The following is a 22,712-nucleotide window of genomic DNA, read 5'->3' on the forward strand; positions in this document are numbered from 1 at the left end:
TATAGCATGCGATTGCCGCGCTATCGCTCGCAATGACATTTTTTTTAATTCTTATCCACAAACTTCCAATTCGCTTCGCTGTAGCGATCACCAACATTTGGGTATTTAAGCAGCAACGATTCTATTTGTTGAATATCTTCAGCGGTCAAAATAACATTGACACTGCCAGCATTATCTTTCAGGTTCTTACGCTTTTTGGTACCCGGGATCGGGATAATATTTTCGCCCTGAGCCAATACCCACGCCAGCGCCAGTTGTGCCGGGCTACATCCCTTTTGCTGCGCTATTTCGGCAAAACCGGAGGCAAGATTCTGGTTATTTTCCTGGTGATCTTTCTGATAGCGCGGCAAAGATTTACGAAAATCGTTATCACCCAGTTCGTTTAGGTTTAGTGTATTTGTCATTAACCCACGTGCCAGCGGGCTAAACGGAACAAAGGTAATGCCCAACTCTTTACACAGCGGCAATATCTCATCTTCCACATCTCTGGTCAGTAAAGAATATTCGCTCTGCAAAGCGCTTATGGGATGCACGGCGTGCGCCCTGCGGATAGAGTTGGCTGATGCCTCGGATAATCCCAGGTAACGCACTTTTCCTTCTTTCACCAATTCCGCCATAGCGCCAACCATTTCTTCAACAGGTACATTGGGGTCGATACGATGTGCATAATATAAATCGATGGTATTGATTTTTAATCGCTTTAAACTGGCTTCGACAGCTTGTTTTATATATGCCGGGCTACCATCGAAAGTGCTCAGGCGACCGTCGGGATGTGCCCTGAAGCCAAATTTGGTAGCAATGAATACTTTATCACGATTAGCGCGGAGAACATTGGAAAGTAATTCTTCGTTCCGGCCATTACCATACACATCTGCTGTATCCCAAAAGTTGATGCCAAGATCAAGTGCGAGGTGTAATGTTTCTAATGATTCAGGGTCGTCGGGAGCGCCATAGGCATGGCTCATGCTCATGCAGCCCAAACCAACGGCTGATAATTGCTCGCTTTTAGCGAAGGTTCTGTATTTCATAATAGTTGATGGATGATTTTGGTGCAATATCCTGATAAAAGAATCAGCGCGTTTAATTGGTTTGTAAAAATTTAAATCCGAATACTTTTTTACATTTGGTGAACCATGACAAAAGTACTCAACACCGCTATTATCGGCTTCGGATTTTCGGGCGAGACATTCTTTGCGCCTTTTATTGATTCGAATCCAAATTTTAACCTCAACAAAATATACACTACTAATCTTGCTCGTGTAGCTAAAGCGAAGTCGCTATATCCCAATGTAGAGATCGTCGATAATACGGATAATATCATCAATGATCCGACGATAGATTTGGTTCTGGTGGGTACGCCAAATACATCGCATCTGCCGTTGAGCAAACAAGCGTTGCTGGCGGGGAAGCATGTGCTGGTGGAGAAACCTTTTACGGTTACAGCCGCCGACGCAGACGAACTGATTGCGTTGGCAAAACAACAGAATAAGATACTGAGTGTTCACCACAACCGCCGGTTTGATAGCGGGCACAACACAGTGAAAAAGGTAATAGCCAGCGGAAAACTGGGTCGTTTGGTAGAATACGAAGTACATTACGACCGTTTCCGGAGGGAATTGCGTCCGAATGCGTGGCGCGAAATACCACTACCGGGCTCGGGAATATTATATGACCTTGGCGCTCACCTGATTGACGGAGCACTGGAGTTATTCGGCAAACCGCAGGAAGTTACCTGTATCATGCTTACCCAACGCCCGGGACTGGAAGTGGAGGATAATTTCGAGATTATACTCACCTATCCTGCCGGACTAAAGATTACATTGAAAGGTGCCATGCTGGTAAAGGTTCCCGGACCGACATATGTGCTATGCGGCGATCATGGTACGTTTATTAAATATGGCATGGATGTGCAGGAAGCTGTGTTAAAAAAAGGCGGCAGACCGGATAATTCGCCTAACTGGGGTATCGAACCGGAATCGATATGGGGCAAGCTCACTTACGAACAGGATGGTAAAGACGTCACTGAAACCATCAAAAGCGAAGAAGGCCACTATGAAGACCTCTTTCAAAATATATACGAAGCCATTGCCGAAGGCAAAGAACTGATCGTCGAGCCTGAACAGGCAAGAGATACCATCCGCATTATTGAACTGTGTTTTCAAAGCAGTAAGGAAAAAAGAACAGTGCCATATTCGGATTAGATCATTAGTCATGAAGATCATCACCTGGAATTGTAATATGGCTTTCCGCAAGAAAGTTGATCTGTTATTGCAATACCAGCCTGACCTGCTGATCATACAGGAATGTGAACATTCGGATAAAATAATTTTTCCTGTGACTCCTACCGGCATTATTTGGTATGGAGATAACCAGCATAAAGGAGTCGGGGTGTTTTCATTTGGAAATTGTAAGCTTGAACTGTTATCTGTTCATGAGCCTTCCTTTAAAACAATCCTTCCTATTGTTGTATCCGGTGGCGATGTCGACTTTACTTTGTTTGCAATATGGGCCAATAATCCGCAGGACAAGGGCTATCAATATGTCGGTCAAGTATGGAAGGCCATCCATCATTACGAACAGCTCATCAAATCGGAAAGAACCATATTGATTGGCGATTTTAACAGTAACAGTATTTGGGATAAACCGAAAAGGGTGGGTAATCACACCCATCTGGTTGATAAGCTTGGTATAAAACAAATCAAAAGCGTCTACCATCATCATTTCGGGCAAACTCATGGTGCAGAACAACATCCAACATTCAACTTATACAAAAGCGCGGATAAGCCTTACCACCTTGATTACTGCTTTGTATCAGAAGACCTTATGTTAAAGCTAACCGACGTGCAGATCGGCGCTCATGATAATTGGAAAAAGTACAGCGATCATTTGCCGCTGATAATCGACTTCAATTTTTAAAAATCCTCCTTTTCATTTGCAATAAGTCAATATTTTTGTCGTAAACATTCAACCCTATGGAACAATTTATTGTAATACTGCGCGAACCTGACGGCCGCCTGGACGAACATGAAGCGCAGGAAATGGCCGAACACCGTGACAAATGGAACAACTGGTTTGCCAAATATGCCAAAGCCGGGAACTTAATTGGCGGAAATGCCTTATCGCTTTACGGCAAAATGGTGAAAGGTTGCGAAGCCGAAGTCATTGATGACATCCACAAAGTTGGCACCGAAATAGTAGGCGGCTATTTGCTGATACAGGCCGAAAACCTGGATAATGCAGTAGAGATTACACGCGAATTGCCGGTATATGAGTTTGATGGTTATGCCGAGGTGAGGCCCTTTAAGATATATTCAGCGCATTAAAAATCCGATGCGTCAAAAGCGGCCGTCTCGCGCCAGCTTTCGATACTAGCTTTGGTTAATCTCCGATTTCAGTAAGTTTTAATGGTTAAGTTTTTGTAAGCACAAGATAAGCTGTTACCAAACCAATAGCCAACGGAGCCTTGTTTCAGGTCTGGGTCGAGGTCTTTATAAACCATTGATGGTGTGGCCGCATGGTTCATATACACTTTCAATTCACGACCTTTCACAACCGCCTTTATATGAAACCAGTCTGTGGCAGGGAGCGTCGCTTTCGCCTGGTATTTTTCGGCCTCGTAATCCCACCAATTAAAGTCTTCTTTCTTTTCGGGCATATACTGAATAGCATTGATGGTACCCGTGGATGCCGGCCTGAAATAAAGCGTCTGGTAATGATGAGCGTCCTGTATGTGAAAAGCAAGACCCAGGTATTCCTGTCCATTACTTGATGCCATATCCAGTTCGATTTCGCCATCGGTAAAGTTTAAGTCCTTAGGATAAGCTATAGCGCCGAACTTGTAGTTATTAAAGCTCTTTTTTATGATCAGCGCTTTTGAACCTTTGTAGGTTTGCATACTGCTGCTCACTCCATTCGAATTGGGAAGCACCCATTGTGCAGTTTCTATAGGGTTATAGTAATGTGTTTTGCTTTTTTGCTGCGCTACTGAAACACTTGCAACTGCCAGTAATATCATCAATGATAAAGTTTTCATAGTTCTTATGATTTATTGATCCTTTTTAATAACCAGATTAGCAAACTCCGCAACAGTTCCATCGGTCCATAAGCCGAACATACCTTTACCCCTACCCTGGAGTGTCCTGACTGCCAATGATGGTTTGACAATCCCGTTCACATATACTTTAATACTGTCTTTGGCGATGACTATACGGGCATGTATCCAATCTTCAGGCCTGGGGTTGGGGATGATCTCGCTTTCAAACTGACCTGTATTCTCTTTGCGGAGACGATCATACCCATATTGCGGTAAACTCATGTATTGCACGGACCAGGTTCTGCGCACAGGGTCGGTATGCCGGAAATTAAATGGTCTGAAATAAATTACGTCATAGTTCCGGGAGGTATCAGCTGCATAGAATGCAACCCCCGGAAAACTTTTCAGAAACTCATTTCTGCCGCGGATATCCAATTCGATGGTTCCGTAAGAAAAATCAACATCGTGTAGCCAAACATTATCGCGACAGGTGATGCCCCTTTTGTCCCCTTCATCAAAAGGCTTGGCTTGACTTGAAGGCAGGGTTAGCAAATTCCCATTGGCAAGCATTTGTTTCAGATCGATACTTTGACAAAATGCTTCAACACTAATCAGCAGCGCAGCCAGTATAAAAATTGATCGTTTCATAGGCTTAATTCTTTAAATTTTCCTTTTTAAGTCTTGCCAGCAAATTGTCGAATCTTACCCATGCCAAATGGCAATCCTTCGGACTATGCCCTGTTGAATAGATAAGATATTTGCCATCGGGAGTGACATATTCACCCCAACGATGTGCAGCTCCGTCGTTGATCTTAGGGCCAAGACTCACAGGTGCCGTCCAGCTGCCATCTTTTTTGTGGAAGCTGATCCAGAGTTCACATTCATAATCTTTGGTTTCTTTAGCGCTGACAATGATGTAGGACTCATCTCTCGATACAAAAAAATCACCGTCAAAGCCTGGTGTATTGATAGGTGCGCCCAGACTGCGGACAGTAGTGTCTGTCGCCGTCATTTTTAGCTCGCTGATGTCGTAGTCCTGATAATCCTTCAACTTATCCGCATGCACATTACTGCCTACATAACAGTTGCCGCCGGCAGTAGGCATAAAGTCGTATAGTCCGAAACTTTTCTTCAAGTATATTTCCGGCACCGTCCAACCGGTTGCAGTTCGATGAGATTGCCATACCAGAGAGTGCTTACCATCGCTCTGCCCGCCTAAAAAGTAAAGTGTCTGGTTATCTACCGAAAACGTTGGCGCATAATAATGTTCGTTCAAAACAAAAGGCCCGTTCCATTTGCCGTTCTTAAATTTCATATATCGAACTTTGGCATTCGCGCTGCTAAACCAACTGTTATTGCTCGGGTAATAGAACTCTGTGCCATCATCCGAAAAGGCTACACGATCAAACGCAAAAGTGTCGGCTTTTGCCAATATGCCTGCGCCAAATATTTCAGGGATATCGCCCGGCGGCTTTTGTCCCAGGCAGGCGTCTTTGGTTTTCCAGATGCTTTTTTGTGCATATACCGATGTGCCCATCAGTAAACTTAAAGCCATCATAGTAAAAAATAACTTGCTCATATTTTAAATAGTTAAATTGGCATTGCCTAAGGTTTTAATTGCTTTACACAAACTTACCGGAGTGTTAAGCCCCGGGCAATTCATATCCTGTTCAAGTTTTTTCAAGTTATATCTTTTTGAATGTAAATGAATTACAATAGCACTTCAATCATCCTCTCATCCTCCAGGCTGCTATTCCGTCAGCATATCCCGGAAGACATAAACGCTTACTGTACGATGGAAATGGATACTGATGTAAGACGTTATGTCGGTGGCCAACCACGCTCAAGGGAGGATGCGCAACAAAGGTTTACAAGTGCACTACAACCAGTCACTGATCGATTAGGCATGTGGGCAACTGTATTAAAAGAGGATAGTCAATATATCGGGCGCTGTGGCATTTATCCGCATTTTAATCATGATGGCAGCACGGTTCCGGAAGAAGGTACTTTGGCATTTTACATTGCCAGACCGTACTGGGGTCAAGGCTTTGCAACCGAAGCCGGCCAGGCCTTTATTGAATTTGGATTTAACGAGCTAAAATTAAAGCGGATTGTGGCGCATGTACAGGCGGGCAATGAAGCTTCGGTGCATATTTTAAAAAAACTCGGATTTGAGTTGAAGTCGACTGAAGTAGCACACCGCACTTTTTATCATTTTCAATTAAAAAACCCTGTCACATAATCCGTTTCACTGCGTCTAAACAAACGGATAAATGCAGCTGAATTGATTAAATTGCACAATGAGCGCCGCTGACCTGAAACGTTTACTGGCCATTATTGAGGAACAACTGGACTGGGGCGATCCTTCTGCCTGGCTGGGAAAGGATTTTGAGATACTCAATGAGCTCATTCTTGAGAAAACCAAAGTATCACTAAGTGCCAGTACACTACGCCGCCTATGGGGCCGGGTTGAATACAATCACCTGCCCAGTGGAACGACTTTGGATACGCTGGCCCGTTTTGCAGGGTTCGACAACTGGCGGGCATTTACCCGTAGCAATAAAGACACGCTGGTTCTTACCGCATCAAAAGAAGTAATCTCGGAAGAAATAACTAAACAACCCACAAAAACATCCCCTAAAAAAACTGGTTGGCTTTTTAAAACAGGATTGATCGTTGCAGGGGCCGTTGTGGTTAGTCTCTTTGGCATTTATGGCAAACGCACACCGGCTCTCCCAAAAGGCACTATTTTATTTCATACACGTCCTGTTACAAAATCACTACCCAATTCGGTCATTTTCACTTACGATGTAAAAACCAATCCCCATGATTCTGTTTTCATTCAGCAGTCCTGGGATCCCGATACCAGGGTAATCGTCGATAAGGCTAAGCATCAATTCACTTCTGTGTATTATCGTCCAGGCTTCTATCATGCCAAGCTGGGCGTAAATAATAAAGTGGTGAAAGAAAAACTATTGATGATCCCCACTACAGGCTGGCTCGGAATGATCTCGCAATACCCGGTTCCGGTTTACCTGGAGCAAAACGAGTTTATGAGCAAAGAAGGGATGAAGATTCCATCATCGCTTATTTACAAAAAGAATGTTCCTCTCGGCCCTCAACCGCCAGGGGTTGAATACTATAATGTTGGGAATTTTGAACCGGTGCCTCTGCAGGAATTTTCTTTCAGCAACGAGATCAGAAATGATTTTCATGAGGGCGCCGCCGCATGTCAATTCATCAGCATCATACTCTTTACTGATTATACGCCTGTTATTGTGCAGGTATCAGCCAAAGGATGCGTATCAAACCTTCGACTGCTGAACGGCGGCTATTTTATTTCAGGGAAGGACAATGACCTGTCAGGCTTTGGTACTGATCTTTCGCAATGGACCAAAGTGGGTTGCAAAAGCGTTGGCAACAAAATACAATACTTTATCAACGACAAACTGGTTTACGAATCACCGCGACCACTATATAACGAAAACATCATCGGCATTGGTTATAATTTCCAGGGGACGGGTGAAGTGAGAAATGTCCGTTTGGACAAAGGCAATAGGACTGTTTTTGAAGCGTTTTAAAAAACAATTGCAGAAAATGGAGCAATCCCGGACCAGTAGGGCATTGGAATTTGAAAGCTGACCCACCAGCCGGAACTACTCCGTTTCCTGCAATTATGCCTTTCTCCCTATACCAACCGGCCCGTTTTCATGGCTTCCTGCAGGTTTTGCACTTTGAATTTTGGCTTATATATTTTATTGGCTACTTTTTTTACCCAGGGGTAGCGGTATCCAAACACGGTTTTGATCATTTCCACACCAAATGACCCTTTGGGGTATCCGTATTTATACCAGGTAAATTTTGAATTGTCGATACGAAATTTGTCAGTAAACTCGGCAAGGAACAGATCGATCTCGATATCAAAAATATCCAGGTCGAGGTCAATGCTGGTGTCAACAGTCAATGCTTCCGGATCCACTTTTTGTATTTTATAACGGTCGCAATATCCGGCAATAAATTCCTTTAATTCGGGCAGTACCTCTTCCATTTTAAATGAATTTTTTTGTGAGCGTTTGATTATAAGACGACACTTTTTTAAAACGGTTGCACCCTTTTTTAAAATATTTGAAAATATTTTATTTAGATGCGCGAGGTTTTATCCCGGACCAAGGATTGACGCGCAGAATTATAATAGATATTTCAAACCGACATTTATAGCCTGGTTAGTCACCTGAGTCTTACCAGAGCCTGCTCCGGGAGCATAGTCCGTTTTTGCGATATACGTTAAGTGTACCTCTACTTTATTGAAAACTGCGCCAATTTGAACAGGGTATGTTAGCCAAAACGATTGAAGCTTATAAGGGTCTGCAGTGCTGCTGGTGGTAACGGTATTAAAAGCATTTGTATATTTAATATTTAATACCTGGTTTGAATAGGCAGAACAATTAAGCCCGATACCTCCATCTAAATAGAATTTGAAGTTAGTTTTATTATAAAGATTGACCAGCAATTGAGGCGTTGCTGTAATGGTATACTGATCAAATGAGTATCCTATATCACTAATGGTTTTTATGTTGAAATGAGGATCTTCGCTGTAATTAAAACGCGGTTTGATATACGAAAACGACAATTCAGTTCTCAGGATGTATTTTTGAACATTCTTATTACCAAAAACATCAATCCCTGCATTGATTTTGGGCGATAAATAGGTTAAAGATTGCGGGTTATCGATATAGTTGACATTGTTGATTTGTACCCTCGTGCTGTTAAATGCAACTCCAAAAAAGAACCTCGATGCGGACCTGTTACTCCCAGGCTTATTACCATTTATTTCATTGGCCAACGATTCGAGTTGAGAAAGTTCATAATTTGTGCTCTCTACCCGCCTCGTTAACCTCGCATTTCCAGGATAAAGTTTACTTATCAGAAGACTCAACTGGCCTTTATATATATCCAGGTGATTTATTCCCCCGGCCTCCGTATAATACTTATAATACATAAGCTCAATGGGCGGGTTGTTTCCCTCTGCAATAAAAAACCTTATTTTAATCTCGTCGTTATGATAATAAAGGGTAATGTATTTACCAGTCACCAACTGCTTTAAAAATACAGTCCCTTGCCTCTTTGTGGTGTCCAGGTGGTCCGGTAAGTTATGAAGATCAGTCTCGTTTAAACTTAATGGGCCATTGTAAGTTAAATAAGCATCCAACCCATTAACCCGGAACCCTTTCGAATTCACAGGTGTAAACTGAGAGGGTTGTTTATCTGAAGGATTAAATTTAAAATCAATCGATTCAGGACATCGGTCCCATTCCCTATAATTAATAAATCCTTTTAATGTATCGCCATTACTTTGCACGACATACCCCGGGCGATAATTTGATTGTGCAAAAACTGATACGTGGATGATTAATAGGAAAAAAGGAACAAGGCGTTTCATGTTAATTGTGAATAGGTTGGTAATTAAATTATCGTGGCAAATGTAGCAATTTTTCTAAGGCGTTAAAATCGCATTGGGGCGAGCGGCAACAAAACATAGCGCAATGTAAATCAATATCAATAACTTATACTTGCACAAAATTTTGAGTAGATGGATATAAAAGTGATCGCGTTCGATGCCGACGATACCCTTTGGGTGAACGAACCCTATTTTCAGAACACCGAAAAGAAGTTTTGCGCCTTGCTGGAGGAGTTTCTGCCACAGCATACCTTATCGCGTGAGCTTCTGAAGATCGAGATCGAAAACCTGGCGCTTTACGGTTATGGCATCAAAGGCTATATTCTTTCAATGATCGAGGCCGCATTAAAAGTTACTGACAACAATATTCCGATCGAGGCAATTGAAAAGATCATAGGTTATGGTAAAGATTTGCTTAATGAACCCATAGAATTGTTAGATGACGTGGAAGAAGTTCTCAAGTCGCTGCAAGGACATTACCGGATTGTGGTTGCCACCAAGGGTGATCTGCTCGACCAGGAACGTAAGCTAAAAAAATCAGGCCTGAGTCACTATTTCCACCATATTGAGATTATGTCTGAGAAGAAAGAAGATGATTATTTGAAATTGATCAGGCATCTGGACATCGGGCCGGAAGAGTTTTTGATGATCGGCAACTCGTTGAAATCAGATGTAATTCCTGTGCTGAATATAGGCGGTCATGCCATTCACGTGCCATACCATACTACCTGGGCGCATGAGCATGTAGAAACCAGTTTAGAGCACGCGAATTTCAGGCATGTGGAGCGACTGAGGGAAGTGTTGGGTTTGATTCTACAAAATAGTATGTAGTGCTAAATGAGATATTAGTCCGCTCATAGCCGCGGGGGCCTAGTTACCTTTCTCTTGTTAGAAAAGTAACCAAAACCGAGCCATAGCGAGCTCATGAGTGCCTTTTAAAAAAACAGACAACTGCGAATACCTCAAGACAGAAAAAAACTTCAGCCGGCTCTGCCGGTTCTTAACCGTTTATCCGTGCTTCGCACATTGCAAAAGCTAAACCGTCATTCAAGCTATACGCCAGGCCCCGCTTTTCTGTCAGCCCAGTGCCCCTTTGGATTCATTTAATAGAGTTAGTAAACATTAAATGAACCTCCCTCAACAGACCAGCTTCGGGCGAATCAGACAAAACAATGGTGGCTTGTGCGGTGTAAAGGCATTAGCAAACATTGCTGAACAACCGGGCCGTGTGAACGATAGTGGGTCAAAGTATTGCAGCCGTGGTTTTGGCTGATTGCAGGGTAAGGGCCTTGTGCGGCAACGAAGCAAGTGTCTGTTGAGTTGATTTTTTGTTACTTTTTGATCAAGCAAAAAGTAAAAGAGCCTTCCGCGGCAATTGAGCGGACAAAATATCAAATGATGCTCTACACTTCTTTCTCAAACACGGCAAGCATAATCTCTTCTTTCGGAACGCCAAAACGTGTCCCCTCATGAAACGGCAATATCTCGCCGGTAGCGTTATAACCCCGGCGTTCATACCAGGCTATCAACTCCTTACGACTTTTGATCACCGTCATATAAATAGATTTGCAATTTAATTCTGTAGCCACGATCTCGGCCTGGTGAAGTAACTGACGCCCGACGCCATTCGCCTGCAAAAGCGGTGATACGGTAAGCATACCCAAATATAAGCGCTCACCTTTTATTTCAAGATAAACGCAACCGATAATCTCACCTTCATTATTCACATATTTCAGGATGGTGATATAAGGGTCCCGAAAATATTTGATCATGGTATTCTCGTCAATACGGATACCATCGAGCAGGTGTGCTTCAGTGGTCCACCCTTTTTTTGAGGATTCGCCGCGGTAGCCGCTGTTAACCAGTTGCGTTAATTCTTTGACGTCGGCAATTGTGGCTTTAGTTATCTGCATCCTGGATTTCTAAAGCCACAAACCTAATTTTTTACTGCCAATACTACAAATGGTTGTTTATAAAGCGGATATCCGTTCTGTCGGCTTATTCGCCTGTAGCGTAACATGCAGGTGAACTGTCTTATAGATAAGCGTATTGTATTTGATATTGCTTGTCGCAACGTTCCAATCACGGCGATCAATGTCAATATCTGCCTGCGCATTAAATTGGTCAACAACATTTTTAGTAATGTCCGCAGTAAAAACAACCCGTTTGGTTACGCCATGCATAGTCAGGTTACCGTTGACCGTTACAAAGTGATAGCTCGGCTCTGATTTATGATCGACCGATACAATATCGAGCCTTGCCTGAGGATATTTTTCCGTATCAAAAAAGTTATCACCCCGTAAATTATTTTCCAGTTTCTGCTTATCAGGCGCGGAAAGGTCAGTTACATTTATCGATTTCATATCGATATTAACCGAACCGCCTGACAGTTGCCGGCATGTAAAATTGAGCCTGCCTCCGGCAATTGCTATAGTCCCCAAATGTGTACCCGTCGGCTTTTCGGCTTTCCATACGATGTTACTATTTGCCGGATCGATGGTTAAAACGCTAAAGCCGCCCAGGTCTGAAGATTTTGTGCCCATACTGAAACCGGATGCCACCAGTATCAGTAATCCTAAAATGAGTTTTTTCATGATGTTTCGATTTTAATTTCAACACAAGATTAGCCACCTATCTGTTATAGTTAAAATAAAGTAGACCAAACACTTAATTAATAGATGTATATTAGATCATAATTTCACTGCATGCCATTCGTCTACTAAATCTGGTGTTGGTCTACTCCATTGGTCGTTTATCTGTTTTATGCCCGACATTGCAGAAAATAAATTAAAACGCGCGGGAATATGAAATGGTCACTCGCAAGAAAGCTGCTGCACTTGTTGTTTTGGGTTATCATTACCACCGTGTTTTTGTTCGAGCGCCGTTACCTTATTCAAAAAGCAGGCTTAGGTCATTTTGCTGAATGCGCAATCGTCAGGCTCGCGCTCATCATCACACTCTCTTACCTTAACATCTTTTGGCTAATACCCCGTTATTTTTCTGCCAAAAGGTATTTTACTTACACCGCCCTGCTGCTGCTTTCGCTTTGTTTGTATCTTGGGTTGCAAGGGTTATACGATATTTACCTGTATGGCTTTGTTATCGGAGCTGTTTCTTATCGCAGTTTCTGGTATTCATTCCCGTACAATTTCCTCACCTCGGCCTGGTATTTGACCATTACCGTGGCTTTTGAACTGAGCCTGGATTGGTACCGGCAACGTATCAAAATAAAAAGCTTACAAGAAGAGTTGGAACGTGACGCCGCTGTATTACAAAACGGGCACAGCAACAATGAATATGTTTTTCTCAAGTCGGGCACACGGAAATTAAAGACTACGCTAAGCTCCATCAACTATATTCAGGGACTAAAGGATTACTCCATTATTTATACCGACGAAGGAAAGATCATTGTTAAGGGGTCCCTTAAAATGGCAGAAGAGTTGTTCCCGACCAAATCATTTCTACGGGTTCATAAGTCGTACCTGGTGGCTGAAAGTAAAATCAAACACTGGCAAGGTAATAAGTTAGTGTTGATCAATAACGAAATCATTCCGATTGGCCGTAGCTACAAACATTTCCTGCAATCTGCCTGAAGCTACTGCAAAATTTGCAATATATGATACCATAATGAAGTAGTTGCGAAGGCCACAAGAATGCTTATGCCGATGACCAGGCTGGATAATTTGGGGTTGACATTATATTCCTCGGCCACAACGCCCGAAGTAAGCAAAGTAGGCATGGCTGCTTCGAAAATGGCAATCTGAGGGATCATACCTTTTAAACCCATCAGCAAAGCAACGCCTAATACTAAAGCAGGTGCTATCAGCAACTTATATGTCATTGATGCACCGACATGTTTCAGATCGTTCTTCCAGCCATCGAATTTTAGTTGCAGACCTATAGAAAATAAAGCCAGAGGAGCGACTGTCAGCGCCAGCTTGTCAAACATGGGGTTTAATGGAGAAATATCAATTAAATGAGGAATGGTCAATGCTCCGACGCATCCCAAAAATGGCGGGAAACGAAGTACCTTTTTGAGGATAGCCGTTAGCGACAACTCCCGTTTTTGCGAAGCATTGATCGCCACCAATACTCCTGCAGTGGAGAGCACCATGAAAGTTACCTGGTCGCAGATCACGCCAATGCCTAATTCTTTATCGCTGAAATAGGCCATGATCAGAGGGAAACCCACAAATGATGTATTGGATAAGCCGGATGACAGTTTAAGTGCCCCCTCGGTTGGTTTGCCCAATTTACTCCTGGATGAGTATAACCTAATGAACACCCATCCACCAAGCCATACAATAACCGGCATCAAAGCCGGGAGCAGTAGCTGACTACTCCAATGTATGTGCGGAAGATACTTGAAAGACACTGCAGGCAAAGCGAGGTAGATGATCCACGCGCTGATGCCTTTATGTGCCTCGGCAGGCAATAGTCTGGATAGCCGGAAAAGTACTCCCGCCATCATACAAACCCCTATGAGTATAAAGTTGATCAAGGTTTGAATCAAATTACATCTTTCCCATCCAAATCATCCCCAACATAAAAACATCATATGCCAGGTGGAAGAATATAAGATACCATAAATTGCCTTTGAATATCTTGTACAGCCACGTAATGACTAATGCAAAAATAAAAATGCCAATCATCGCGCCTGGCCCCTCCTGCCAATGATACAAGGCAAATAGTATGCTTGTAATTATTCCACTGATCAGCAATGATTTGCCGAACACTGCTCTTATCCTGTTAAAGATAAACCCACGAAATACAATCTCTTCATAAGGGATCACCAAAACGCCAGCCAGCAAAATCAACATCAGGTAATTTAGCAGATGATGCCGGATAAAATTAAAGTCGGACAGATTAGCGCTTTTAAAACCTAAATGTGTAATCAATGGCCCCAATATCCAGAAATGGAAGGCTGCATAAATCAGCCCGAGAGCACCACCGGTATAAAAAGCTTTGAACTTCAGATCGGAGAAACGAAAACCTATCGAATTAAAACTTTCGCCACTAAAGTTAAGGTAGATCCATATCAGCCCCAGCACCACAAACGGATAGGCGTACATAGGCAGATGCGCATAATGCGGGAACAGCATCACAAATGCAATCATGACGCAATCCACCCATACCTTGTTTTTTCGGTGGATAGGCATATCTTACAAAGCCTTGTAATCTTCTCTTACCGGGCTGAATATATCCACCAATTTGCAATCGGTAACAGCAGTACCGCCGTGTTCCACATTGGAAGGGATAATAGCAAAAATTCCCGGCGCTAATATTCGTGTATCGCCATTCACTGTCAATTCAAATTTGCCTTCCAGCGCAAACGAACATTGCTGATGCACATGTTTGTGCAGTGGTATTGAGCTACCGGCCTTTACCTCCAGAAAATTGATAGTATTGGTATCGGTATGGATAAGTTTTGAGAAAAATCCCGGTGCCACCTCCTTGGTAGCGATATCGGAAAAGTATTTGAAGACAGATGTATCCATTGCGGTTGATTGAAAAGCTAAAGATACAATCAACTGCAATGAATAAACAATGAATAAACAGGTAATAAATAAAATAAAAGGATGTCACACTGAGGCCCTCGAAGTGCGGTGTGCAAAGCCTTACCCGCCAATGCTTCGACTGAGCTCGGCATGACAGCGCTCTTTTGTCTTACACCCCTCTAAACACTACCGTCGCATTATGCCCGCCAAAGCCAAAGGTATTGCTCATGGCCACCTTTACTTTGTGGTTTATGGATTCCTTTAACACGATTTTCAGATCTGAAGGAATTTCGGGATCAAGTGTTTCGGTGTTGATGGTCGGCGGAATGATGCTGTTTTGAATTGACAATATTGAAATAATAGCCTCAACCGCACCGGCAGCGCCAAGTAAGTGGCCCGTCATTGATTTGGTAGCGCTGATCTTCATATTCAATTCTGCGCTGCTACCTAAAGCTGAAATTGCTTTGGTCTCTGAAAGATCACCAACATGGGTTGAAGTTGCATGCATATTCATATAGTCAACGTCGGCTACATTTATACCTGATTCCTTCAAGGCCTTCTGCATGGCACGCGTTGCGCCAATGCCCTCAGGATGTGTGGCGGTCATGTGGTAAGCATCTGCCGTCATGGCCGCGCCTGTTATTTCAGCGTAGATTTTTGCGCCACGTTTCACGGCGTGTTCGTATTCTTCCAATATCAAAGCACCCGCTCCTTCCGCCATCACAAAACCGTCACGATTCACATCAAAAGGGCGTGAGGCACCCTGCGGGTCGTCATTCCGTGCCGACATAGCCTTCATCGAGCTGAATCCGCCAAATGATGCCGGAGTGATCGGCGCTTCCGAACCGCCACTTACTATAATTTTTGCGTGCCCTAAACGGATATGATTAAATGCCTCCATGATGGCCGTGTTGGAAGTGGCGCAAGCCGATATAGGTGTGTAGTTAACGCCCATAAACCCATTACGGATCGAGATCATGCCGGATGCCATATTGGTCAGGAACTTTGGCACAAAGAATGGGCTAAACCTCGGATGTCCATCGCCCAAAGCATATTCGGTTACCTGCTGCTCGAACGTCTCCATACCACCCTGACCGGTGCCCCATATCACGCCAACATCGAATGGGTCCATTGTGCTCAGGTCGAAACCCGAATCTTTTATAGCTTCATCAGTAGCGATCAACGCATACTGGGTAAAGGGATCTGTTCGTTTTATTTCGGCACGATCGAGGTGAATGGCAACATTAAAATCTTTCAGCTCGCAGGCAAATTGTGTCCTGAACAATGACGGATCAAATTTGGTGATCCTGGCAGCACCGCTTTTACCATCCACAATATTTTGCCAGAACGCCTTTACGTTAAGACCAAGCGGCGTTAACGCCCCTAACCCTGTTATCACTACCCTATTCAACATAGCTTTTAAAATTCGTGCAAATATATGATACCGATCGGTATTTTGTGCAATCGATATGTCAATACTATTATAAGCCGGCAAAGGTAACAAAATAAAAAAACCATTATTCTTAATTATCTCACCCTTAATTGAGCTTGGTCGTATTCAAATTCTCCACCAAATTGCAATTTGGAGGCAATAAAAAGTAAAATCGGCTTTCAGGATCAAACAGAGTTGGATTGACGGAAAATATTTTAGTATCTTTATAACAACAAGATATATACGCCGTTAGCTTTATATATCCGCATACCAATTATAGCTATCTTCCCCTAACTGATTTTTCTTCCTGGCACATTAGTATTAACCATTTAAACGAACGGTTATGAAACTAAAACATAAGATACGCGTTGGCTTCGGCTTGATTTTTATCACTAACCTTTTAGCAGGATCGTTGTCGATATTTTATATTAACGAACTGTCTGAAGGTGCTAAGGTTGTTCTCAAGAATAACTATGAAACGTTAACTTTTGCCCGTGAAATGAGAACGGTGCTTGATGACAACACTATCCCGCTCAGTGATGCCGCCAAGACTGCCTTCGATAAACCGCTTGTAAAACAGGAACATAACATAACTGAAAAAGGCGAAGATGCTGTTACCGCTTCTTTACGGAAAGATTTCAACCAATTACAAAGCGCTGGTGCAAACTCATCACAACAGCAAGCCGCCCTACATGCGATCCGTGTTGACTTGCGCACTATAGAACAATTGAATATGCAGGCCATAGTTCAAAAACATACCAAAGCGCAAGACTCTGTAAATAAGGCCACTATTATCCTGGGACTAATTGGTTGTTTAACCTTCCTGGCATTGTTTAGCTTTAGTGTGAATATCAGCGGCTTTATCTCTGATCCTTTGATTGCTCTTTCTGATGGTTTGGATGAGGTTGGCCGGAAAAATTTCGACTACCGGCTTCACTTTACCAAGAGTGACGAGTTTGCTGCTGTGTCAGATGCCTTTAATGAGATGGGCGCGAACCTCAAAAAGCATGATCACGAGAGCATCAGCGAGGTATTTGCGCAAAAACAACGTGTAGAAGCGATCATTGAACAAATGCGCGATGCTGTGATTATTTTGAATGAAAAACGCGAAATACTACACATCAATACGGAGGCCCAAAATCTGCTTGACCTGCACGAGCACAGAATGTGCGGTAAACCTGCCCAGCAGTTCGCTGCAAATAATAAACTGTTCCAAACCATTCTGGATACAGAGGATGATCTCAGTTCATTAAAAATAAAACTCGATGGCAAGGAGTCTATATTTCAGTTGGAAAATGTCAGGCTTTATATTCCGAATATTGCCAGTATCAGGCCCGATGAAGTAAATATTGCCCGTGTACCTGTCGGGAGAATATACGTTTTACGTAATCTGACAGAGATCCATGCTATTTAGTGATTCGTTAATCAGTTAACCGATGATCTGGAATTTCCTGATTAACTAGTTAACCAATCACCTGTTAATCTAACTGTCGTTTTCCCCCACCACAAATGTCGTTTACGACACTCACGCTGGTTTTCCCCTGCCTGTAACTTTGTTGTATAAATGATAAATATCATGAAAACATTAAATAAAGAATTTACAGCAACACTTCTGAAAAGCCCGAATAAAGGAGGGTGGACCTTTGTAATCTGGCCCGAATCGGTTGAATATTTTAAAACAAGGGGGCTGGTTAAAGTAAAGGCCATGGTTGATGGACATCCATTTAATAGTTCATTTATGGCCCTGGGCGATGGCACACACAAACTGCCTATAAAGGCTGAGCTAAGAGGACTCATTAAAAAGGAAGCAGGAGAAACAGTGACCGTGAATTTATTGGAGCGGACAAATTAATGCCAGAATCCCAATAAAGTTGATGGTAAAATTACAGAAGCTTGATGTTAATAGCCCGGTTTTGCAATATATTTGATTTTTGCAAATCAAAGGCTATGACGATAACGACAATCGAAGATTTCTACCGGCAAACTTCTTCCGTTATTCCTGAGGGCATTAACAAGGAGATCGGGCACTTCAATGTATCCCGGATTGACGATATGATAGCCCATACTAAAAAGAAGGGCGTTATGCCATACAACCGCCGTACCTATTACAAAATCAGCATGATACGCGGTCGCAACAGGGCGGAGTACGCCGATAAGGTGGTCGATATTGAAAAGAATGCCCTGCTGTTTGCCACACCTAAAATTCCATACAATTATGTCCCTCTGGACGATAACCAGTCTGGCTTGTTCTGCATTTTTACACCCGAGTTCCTGGTTCAAACCAAAAGCGGAATAGTGCTTGATGATCTGCCCATTTACCAGCCCGGCGGCTATCCTATTTTTAAGGTTTCGGATGCGCAGGCGGAGGAAATATCTGCTATCCTGGTCAAAATGCATAATGAGTTATCTTCCGATTATGCCTATAAATATGATTTGATACGTAATTATGTGCTGGAGCTGATCCACTACGGACAGAAACTGCAACCCGCTACTTCGCTATATCCTGCGCATAATGCCTCGGCGCGCGTTTCGTCCTTATTTGTGGAATTACTTGAACGGCAGTTCCCGATCGAATCACCTAATCAGCGATTGAGCCTTCGCACAGCAAAAGATTATGCCGATCGTCTTGCCGTACACGTTAACCATCTGAATAAAGTATTAAAAGAGAATACCGGAAAAACCACTACCGATTTCATCAGTAGCCGCGTTATCCAGGAAGCTAAGATTTTACTCAAACAAACCAACTGGAATATCTCGGAGATCGCCTACAGTTTGGGTTTCGAACAGGTGGCACATTTCTCCAACTTTTTCAGAAAACAAACCTCACTGGCTCCCCTAACCTTTCGTGCTTAACAATTGATATTTGATTTTTGCAAACATTAGATTGAAGTTTGCAAACACCCACTAACCATTCCGGGCTAATTTTGTTCTATCGAAATAATCAGAAAAATTAGATGGCAACAAATAACAAAATAGCCCTGGTAACCGGCGGCAGCCGCGGACTGGGCAAAAACATGGCGCTTAAATTAGCCGAAAAAGGCATCAACGTAATCCTTACATATAACAGCAAAAAAGAGGAAGCGGATGCAGTAGTGTCCGAAATTGAAAAGGCAGGGTTAAAAGCTGCAGCATTGCAACTAAATGCAGGTGATGTAAAAAGCTTCGATAAATTCTTTAGTCAGTTGAAAACTGTGCTGAAAGACATTTTTAATACAGATCATTTCGACTTCCTGATTAACAACGCAGGCTTTGGTTCATACAACCCATTTCCAGAAACTACCGAAGATCAGTTCGACCAGCTGCTGAATGTACACTTTAAAGGCGTATTCTTCCTGACTCAAAAAGCACTGCCTATTATTAATGACGGCGGCCGTATTATTAATATCTCATCGGGCCTGGCACGTTTCGCCTATCCAAACTATTCAGCTTATGCTTCAATGAAAGGTGCCGTCGAAGTTTTGAGCCGTTATATGGCTAAGGAGTTAGGTACACGCGGCATAGCGGTGAATGTAGTGGCTCCCGGCGCTATTGCCACCGATTTTGGCGGTGGCCACGTCAGAGATAATGAAAATGTGAACAAGATGGTCGCTGACGCAACTGCATTGGGCCGAGCAGGAGTGCCCGATGATATCGGTGGGGTAGTCGCATTTTTATGTACCGAAGAGGGCCGCTGGATCAATGCCCAGCGCATTGAAGTGTCTGGTGGGCAGAATATATAATTATTACTGTTATTAGACGGGTGTCACCCTGAGCCTGTCGAAGAGCGGTGCGGTAAGGCCCCTTACCCACCATGCTTCGCCAGGCCAAGCATGGCACCCTATTTATTTGTAACATTTCCTCCTCCTGTTCATCTATAAATTAAGGAGAGGAACAATGAGCAACGGCAGCAACAAATCGGAGCGCTGGCTATGGGGAATCACGAGTTTCCTGGTGCTGATAGGCATTGCTATTGTTGTACGCCGCTTTATATTTCTCAGCCACATGAACAGGTCGGGAAGCAATATCCCGACCAAATCAGCTGTACCGGATGAGGGGTTCGCGGCACACCCGCAGTTAACACTTATCCATATCACTGCGGGTTTGGTGTTTGTGCTTTTGGCCCCATTGCAATTCATCCAACAGATAAGAAACAACTATCGCAAAACGCATCGTAGTATCGGCTATGTCGCTCTCGTTTCCGGTTTGATAATCGGCGTCACTGCCTTGATCATGGGCGCTGTAATGGCCATCGGCGGCATGACCGAAACACTGGCAGTAACCACGTTCGGCGTATTATTTCTTTTTTCGCTGTTGCGTGCTTACCTGTATATCCTAAAAAAGGACTTTGACCAGCACCGCGAATGGATGATTCGCGTATTCGCTATTGCCCTGGCAGTATCCACAACCCGACCTGTTATGGGCGTATTTTTTGCAACAAACAGGCTGACTGGCTTAACTGTTCAGCAATTCTTTGGGATAGCTTTCTGGTTCGCTTTTATCATTCATATCAGCTTTGCCGAATATTGGATAAGAAAAACCAGGAAAAAACACCATGCGGATATCCCGACAATGCCGATGGTTTAATTTACTGAATAAACTCCGCCAAATGAAGCGGAAAATAGTTCACTCGGACCTAGAACCTCTATATTTATCTTGAGAACAAAACCAACCAAACCATGTTTACCAACTATGGAAAATCAAAAACCGCCCCCTATGACAGTAGGCCCGCCAGAAGGACAAAACATATCCATGGTAGGTGATACTTACCGTATCCTGGCTACAGGGGAACAAACGGGCAACGCCTTTGCTACCATCGATATGCTGATACCACCGGGCGGCGGCCCCGGTCCGCATGCCCATCCTGATTTTGAGGAAACTTTTTATGTTGTAGATGGGGAGATAGAGGTCAAATCCGAGACGGGCACTTACATCGCTAAAAAAGGGTCGTATGTAGTTGTGCCGAAGGGGGGAGTGGTGCATTGTTTTAAAAACAAAACGGATCAGGTTGCTCATTTACTCTGCACGGTTGTTCCATCGGGGCTGGAAGAAATGTTCCTGGAAATAGGTCACCCTGTTGCTGCAGGTGAATTCCTTCCACCACCGCCAATGGATCCTGAAGCAATAAAAAAACTAATCCCTATCCTTGAGAAATACGGCCAGCAGGTTTTCACTCCGGATTATCTGGATTAAAGAAATAATCATCACAAACCTTTATTTCAACATCTTAACTATATAAACATGAAAGCAATGCAATTCACCGTCTTCGGAGATTCCGGGGTGATACAATTAAACCAGGTTGATCAGCCACAGCCTAAAGAGAATGAAGTTTTAATTAAGATAGCGGCTACCACAGTCAACCCTATAGACATGAAGGTACGCTCCGGATTCATGCAAAAAATAATGCCGGTGAATTTACCTTATATCCCCGGGTCAGACGTTAGCGGCACGGTAGCGGCTGTTGGAAGCGGGGTTTCCCGTTTAAAAGTCGGGGATAAAGTATTCGCCAGTACATTTGGCGGCACTTACGCGGAGTACGTAGCGCTTAAAGAGGATCAAACAGCGCTGATTCCCAATAATATAGGCTTTGATGAAGCCGCATCCCTGGCGGTTCCGCTGGCTACCTCCTACTCATTTTTAATAGAGGGCGGTGGGCTAAAGCCGGGGCAACGTGTATTGATACATGGCGCATCCGGCGGTGTGGGGAGCATTATGGTACAGATGGCGAAAGCGCTAGGCGCATATGTAATCGGGACAGCATCAGGTGATGGGCTTGCACTGGCAAAGTCCCTGGGTGCAGACGAAGTAATTGATTATAAAACACAGGATTTTACCAAACTGGTAAAAGATGTTGATTTGGTGATTGACCTGGTAGGCGGTGAAACACAAACCAAATCATTTGAGGTTGTGAAGGAGGGCGGCAGATTATTGAGCGCCGTTATGCCACCATCCGAAGAACTGGCGCAACAGCACCACATCACAGCCAAATTTATATCATCTACCCCATCTCATAAAAAACTCGGATTTGGCGCTAAGTTGGTTGAAGAAGGAAAAATCAAAACGCAGGTAGCCAAAATCGTGAAACTGGAAGATGCTGCACAGGCACAAGACCTTGTTTCTGCGGGTGGAGTGAATGGCAAGGTAGTGCTGGAGATTAATTAGCACAAAACCACGAATATAAGATTGTTAATCATGCTGCTACCACTCAACAAATTACAACATGCTGACTAGCAATAACAAACTGATGTTACACGCGTGCACCTCCCGTGAACGTAAACGCTGGCAACAACTTAAAAATAAAAAAGCGGGCGGTAT

At 43.4% G+C, this 22,712-nt stretch carries 27 protein-coding genes; 15 read left to right on the forward strand and 12 right to left on the reverse strand.

Translation table 11 applies throughout. The annotated features are described in order from the left end of the window. Positions 1–44 precede the first annotated feature (44 nt). Positions 45–1,028 (reverse strand): aldo/keto reductase, encoded by a 984-nt coding sequence (locus tag Q3A68_RS16880; RefSeq protein WP_302902292.1) that lies wholly within the window; start codon positions 1,026–1,028, stop codon positions 45–47. 105 nt (positions 1,029–1,133) lie between these two features. Between Q3A68_RS16880 and Q3A68_RS16885 the strand changes: the two genes are divergently transcribed. From Q3A68_RS16885 to Q3A68_RS16895, 3 genes are read left to right on the forward strand one after another with little or no spacing between them, the layout of a single operon-like run. Further along, a complete protein-coding gene (locus tag Q3A68_RS16885) occupies positions 1,134–2,201 on the forward strand; it encodes a Gfo/Idh/MocA family oxidoreductase (RefSeq protein ID WP_302902293.1) in 1,068 nt (355 codons plus the stop codon). A gap of 10 nt (positions 2,202–2,211) precedes the next feature. Next, positions 2,212–2,916: an endonuclease/exonuclease/phosphatase family protein gene (locus tag Q3A68_RS16890; RefSeq protein WP_302902294.1), complete on the forward strand. Its 705-nt coding sequence runs from the start codon at positions 2,212–2,214 to the stop codon at positions 2,914–2,916. Between the two features lie 56 nt (positions 2,917–2,972). Further along, complete coding sequence (locus tag Q3A68_RS16895) at positions 2,973–3,323, forward strand: YciI family protein (RefSeq protein WP_302902295.1); 351 nt, start codon at positions 2,973–2,975, stop codon at positions 3,321–3,323. 68 nt (positions 3,324–3,391) lie between these two features. On the opposite strand, the gene Q3A68_RS16900 is transcribed toward Q3A68_RS16895, so the two are convergent. Genes Q3A68_RS16900 through Q3A68_RS16910 form a run of 3 tightly spaced genes read right to left on the reverse strand, consistent with a single transcriptional unit; the run spans position 3,392 to position 5,612 of the window. Continuing rightward, positions 3,392–4,033 carry a hypothetical protein gene (locus Q3A68_RS16900; protein ID WP_302902296.1) on the reverse strand — a complete coding sequence of 214 codons (642 nt, stop codon included), beginning with the start codon at positions 4,031–4,033 and terminating at the stop codon, positions 3,392–3,394. A gap of 12 nt (positions 4,034–4,045) precedes the next feature. Then, positions 4,046–4,681 carry a LamG domain-containing protein gene (locus tag Q3A68_RS16905; protein WP_302902297.1) on the reverse strand — a complete coding sequence of 212 codons (636 nt, stop codon included), beginning with the start codon at positions 4,679–4,681 and terminating at the stop codon, positions 4,046–4,048. Positions 4,682–4,685: 4 nt separating this feature from the next. Then, positions 4,686–5,612, reverse strand: a complete 927-nt coding sequence (locus Q3A68_RS16910) for a hypothetical protein (protein WP_302902298.1) — start codon at positions 5,610–5,612, stop codon at positions 4,686–4,688. 126 nt (positions 5,613–5,738) lie between these two features. On the opposite strand from Q3A68_RS16910, the gene Q3A68_RS16915 reads away from it, so the two are divergent. Continuing rightward, a complete protein-coding gene (locus tag Q3A68_RS16915) occupies positions 5,739–6,275 on the forward strand; it encodes a GNAT family N-acetyltransferase (RefSeq protein ID WP_302902299.1) in 537 nt (178 codons plus the stop codon). 58 nt (positions 6,276–6,333) lie between these two features. After that, positions 6,334–7,614 (forward strand): hypothetical protein, encoded by a 1,281-nt coding sequence (locus tag Q3A68_RS16920; RefSeq protein WP_302902300.1) that lies wholly within the window; start codon positions 6,334–6,336, stop codon positions 7,612–7,614. Between the two features lie 107 nt (positions 7,615–7,721). Here Q3A68_RS16920 and Q3A68_RS16925 read toward each other — a convergent pair whose 3' ends face one another. Both Q3A68_RS16925 and Q3A68_RS16930 read right to left on the reverse strand, forming a co-directional pair. Further along, positions 7,722–8,081, reverse strand: coding sequence for a DUF1493 family protein (locus tag Q3A68_RS16925; protein WP_302902301.1), 360 nt, complete (start codon positions 8,079–8,081; stop codon positions 7,722–7,724). A gap of 138 nt (positions 8,082–8,219) precedes the next feature. Then, positions 8,220–9,473, reverse strand: coding sequence for a hypothetical protein (locus tag Q3A68_RS16930; protein ID WP_302902302.1), 1,254 nt, complete (start codon positions 9,471–9,473; stop codon positions 8,220–8,222). 150 nt (positions 9,474–9,623) lie between these two features. Here Q3A68_RS16930 and Q3A68_RS16935 point away from each other — a divergent pair, with 150 nt between their 5' ends. After that, positions 9,624–10,322, forward strand: a complete 699-nt coding sequence (locus Q3A68_RS16935) for an HAD family hydrolase (protein WP_302902303.1) — start codon at positions 9,624–9,626, stop codon at positions 10,320–10,322. Between the two features lie 295 nt (positions 10,323–10,617). After that, complete coding sequence (locus Q3A68_RS16940; protein ID WP_302902304.1) at positions 10,618–10,764, forward strand: hypothetical protein; 147 nt, start codon at positions 10,618–10,620, stop codon at positions 10,762–10,764. A 130-nt stretch (positions 10,765–10,894) separates the two neighbouring features. Here the strand turns inward: Q3A68_RS16940 and Q3A68_RS16945 are convergent, their stop codons facing one another. Then, positions 10,895–11,404 carry a GNAT family N-acetyltransferase gene (locus Q3A68_RS16945; RefSeq protein WP_302902305.1) on the reverse strand — a complete coding sequence of 170 codons (510 nt, stop codon included), beginning with the start codon at positions 11,402–11,404 and terminating at the stop codon, positions 10,895–10,897. A gap of 57 nt (positions 11,405–11,461) precedes the next feature. After that, positions 11,462–12,085: a YceI family protein gene (locus Q3A68_RS16950; protein WP_302902306.1), complete on the reverse strand. Its 624-nt coding sequence runs from the start codon at positions 12,083–12,085 to the stop codon at positions 11,462–11,464. A 210-nt stretch (positions 12,086–12,295) separates the two neighbouring features. Between Q3A68_RS16950 and Q3A68_RS16955 the strand changes: the two genes are divergently transcribed. After that, complete coding sequence (locus tag Q3A68_RS16955) at positions 12,296–13,084, forward strand: LytR/AlgR family response regulator transcription factor (protein ID WP_302902307.1); 789 nt, start codon at positions 12,296–12,298, stop codon at positions 13,082–13,084. 2 nt (positions 13,085–13,086) lie between these two features. Here Q3A68_RS16955 and Q3A68_RS16960 read toward each other — a convergent pair whose 3' ends face one another. From Q3A68_RS16960 to fabF, 4 genes are all read right to left on the reverse strand, one after another. After that, positions 13,087–13,962: an AEC family transporter gene (locus Q3A68_RS16960; RefSeq protein ID WP_302902308.1), complete on the reverse strand. Its 876-nt coding sequence runs from the start codon at positions 13,960–13,962 to the stop codon at positions 13,087–13,089. 43 nt (positions 13,963–14,005) lie between these two features. After that, the gene (locus Q3A68_RS16965) at positions 14,006–14,650 is read right to left on the reverse strand and encodes a CPBP family intramembrane glutamic endopeptidase (RefSeq protein ID WP_302902309.1); all 645 of its coding nucleotides are present in this window, start codon (positions 14,648–14,650) and stop codon (positions 14,006–14,008) included. A gap of 3 nt (positions 14,651–14,653) precedes the next feature. Further along, positions 14,654–14,989, reverse strand: a complete 336-nt coding sequence (locus Q3A68_RS16970; protein WP_302902310.1) for a cupin domain-containing protein — start codon at positions 14,987–14,989, stop codon at positions 14,654–14,656. Between the two features lie 169 nt (positions 14,990–15,158). Beyond that, positions 15,159–16,403: a beta-ketoacyl-ACP synthase II gene (gene fabF, locus Q3A68_RS16975; protein WP_302902311.1), complete on the reverse strand. Its 1,245-nt coding sequence runs from the start codon at positions 16,401–16,403 to the stop codon at positions 15,159–15,161. Positions 16,404–16,764: 361 nt separating this feature from the next. On the opposite strand from fabF, the gene Q3A68_RS16980 reads away from it, so the two are divergent. The 7 genes from Q3A68_RS16980 (at position 16,765) to Q3A68_RS17010 (ending at position 22,559) form a co-directional block, all read left to right on the forward strand. Continuing rightward, the gene (locus Q3A68_RS16980) at positions 16,765–17,835 is read left to right on the forward strand and encodes a HAMP domain-containing protein (RefSeq protein ID WP_302902312.1); all 1,071 of its coding nucleotides are present in this window, start codon (positions 16,765–16,767) and stop codon (positions 17,833–17,835) included. A gap of 162 nt (positions 17,836–17,997) precedes the next feature. After that, a complete protein-coding gene (locus Q3A68_RS16985) occupies positions 17,998–18,273 on the forward strand; it encodes a DUF1905 domain-containing protein (protein ID WP_302902313.1) in 276 nt (91 codons plus the stop codon). A gap of 95 nt (positions 18,274–18,368) precedes the next feature. Further along, positions 18,369–19,274, forward strand: a complete 906-nt coding sequence (locus tag Q3A68_RS16990) for a helix-turn-helix domain-containing protein (RefSeq protein ID WP_302902314.1) — start codon at positions 18,369–18,371, stop codon at positions 19,272–19,274. Between the two features lie 101 nt (positions 19,275–19,375). After that, positions 19,376–20,140, forward strand: a complete 765-nt coding sequence (locus Q3A68_RS16995) for an SDR family NAD(P)-dependent oxidoreductase (RefSeq protein ID WP_302902315.1) — start codon at positions 19,376–19,378, stop codon at positions 20,138–20,140. A 154-nt stretch (positions 20,141–20,294) separates the two neighbouring features. Then, positions 20,295–20,984 carry a DUF2306 domain-containing protein gene (locus Q3A68_RS17000; protein ID WP_302902316.1) on the forward strand — a complete coding sequence of 230 codons (690 nt, stop codon included), beginning with the start codon at positions 20,295–20,297 and terminating at the stop codon, positions 20,982–20,984. A gap of 105 nt (positions 20,985–21,089) precedes the next feature. Continuing rightward, the gene (locus tag Q3A68_RS17005) at positions 21,090–21,590 is read left to right on the forward strand and encodes a cupin domain-containing protein (RefSeq protein WP_302902317.1); all 501 of its coding nucleotides are present in this window, start codon (positions 21,090–21,092) and stop codon (positions 21,588–21,590) included. 48 nt (positions 21,591–21,638) lie between these two features. Then, entirely contained in the window at positions 21,639–22,559 is a 921-nt protein-coding gene (locus Q3A68_RS17010) for an NADP-dependent oxidoreductase (RefSeq protein ID WP_302902318.1), read from the forward strand. Positions 22,560–22,712: the final 153 nt, after the last annotated feature.

The organism is Mucilaginibacter tolerans (assembly GCF_030519375.1).
Classification (GTDB): Bacteria; Bacteroidota; Bacteroidia; order Sphingobacteriales; family Sphingobacteriaceae; genus Mucilaginibacter.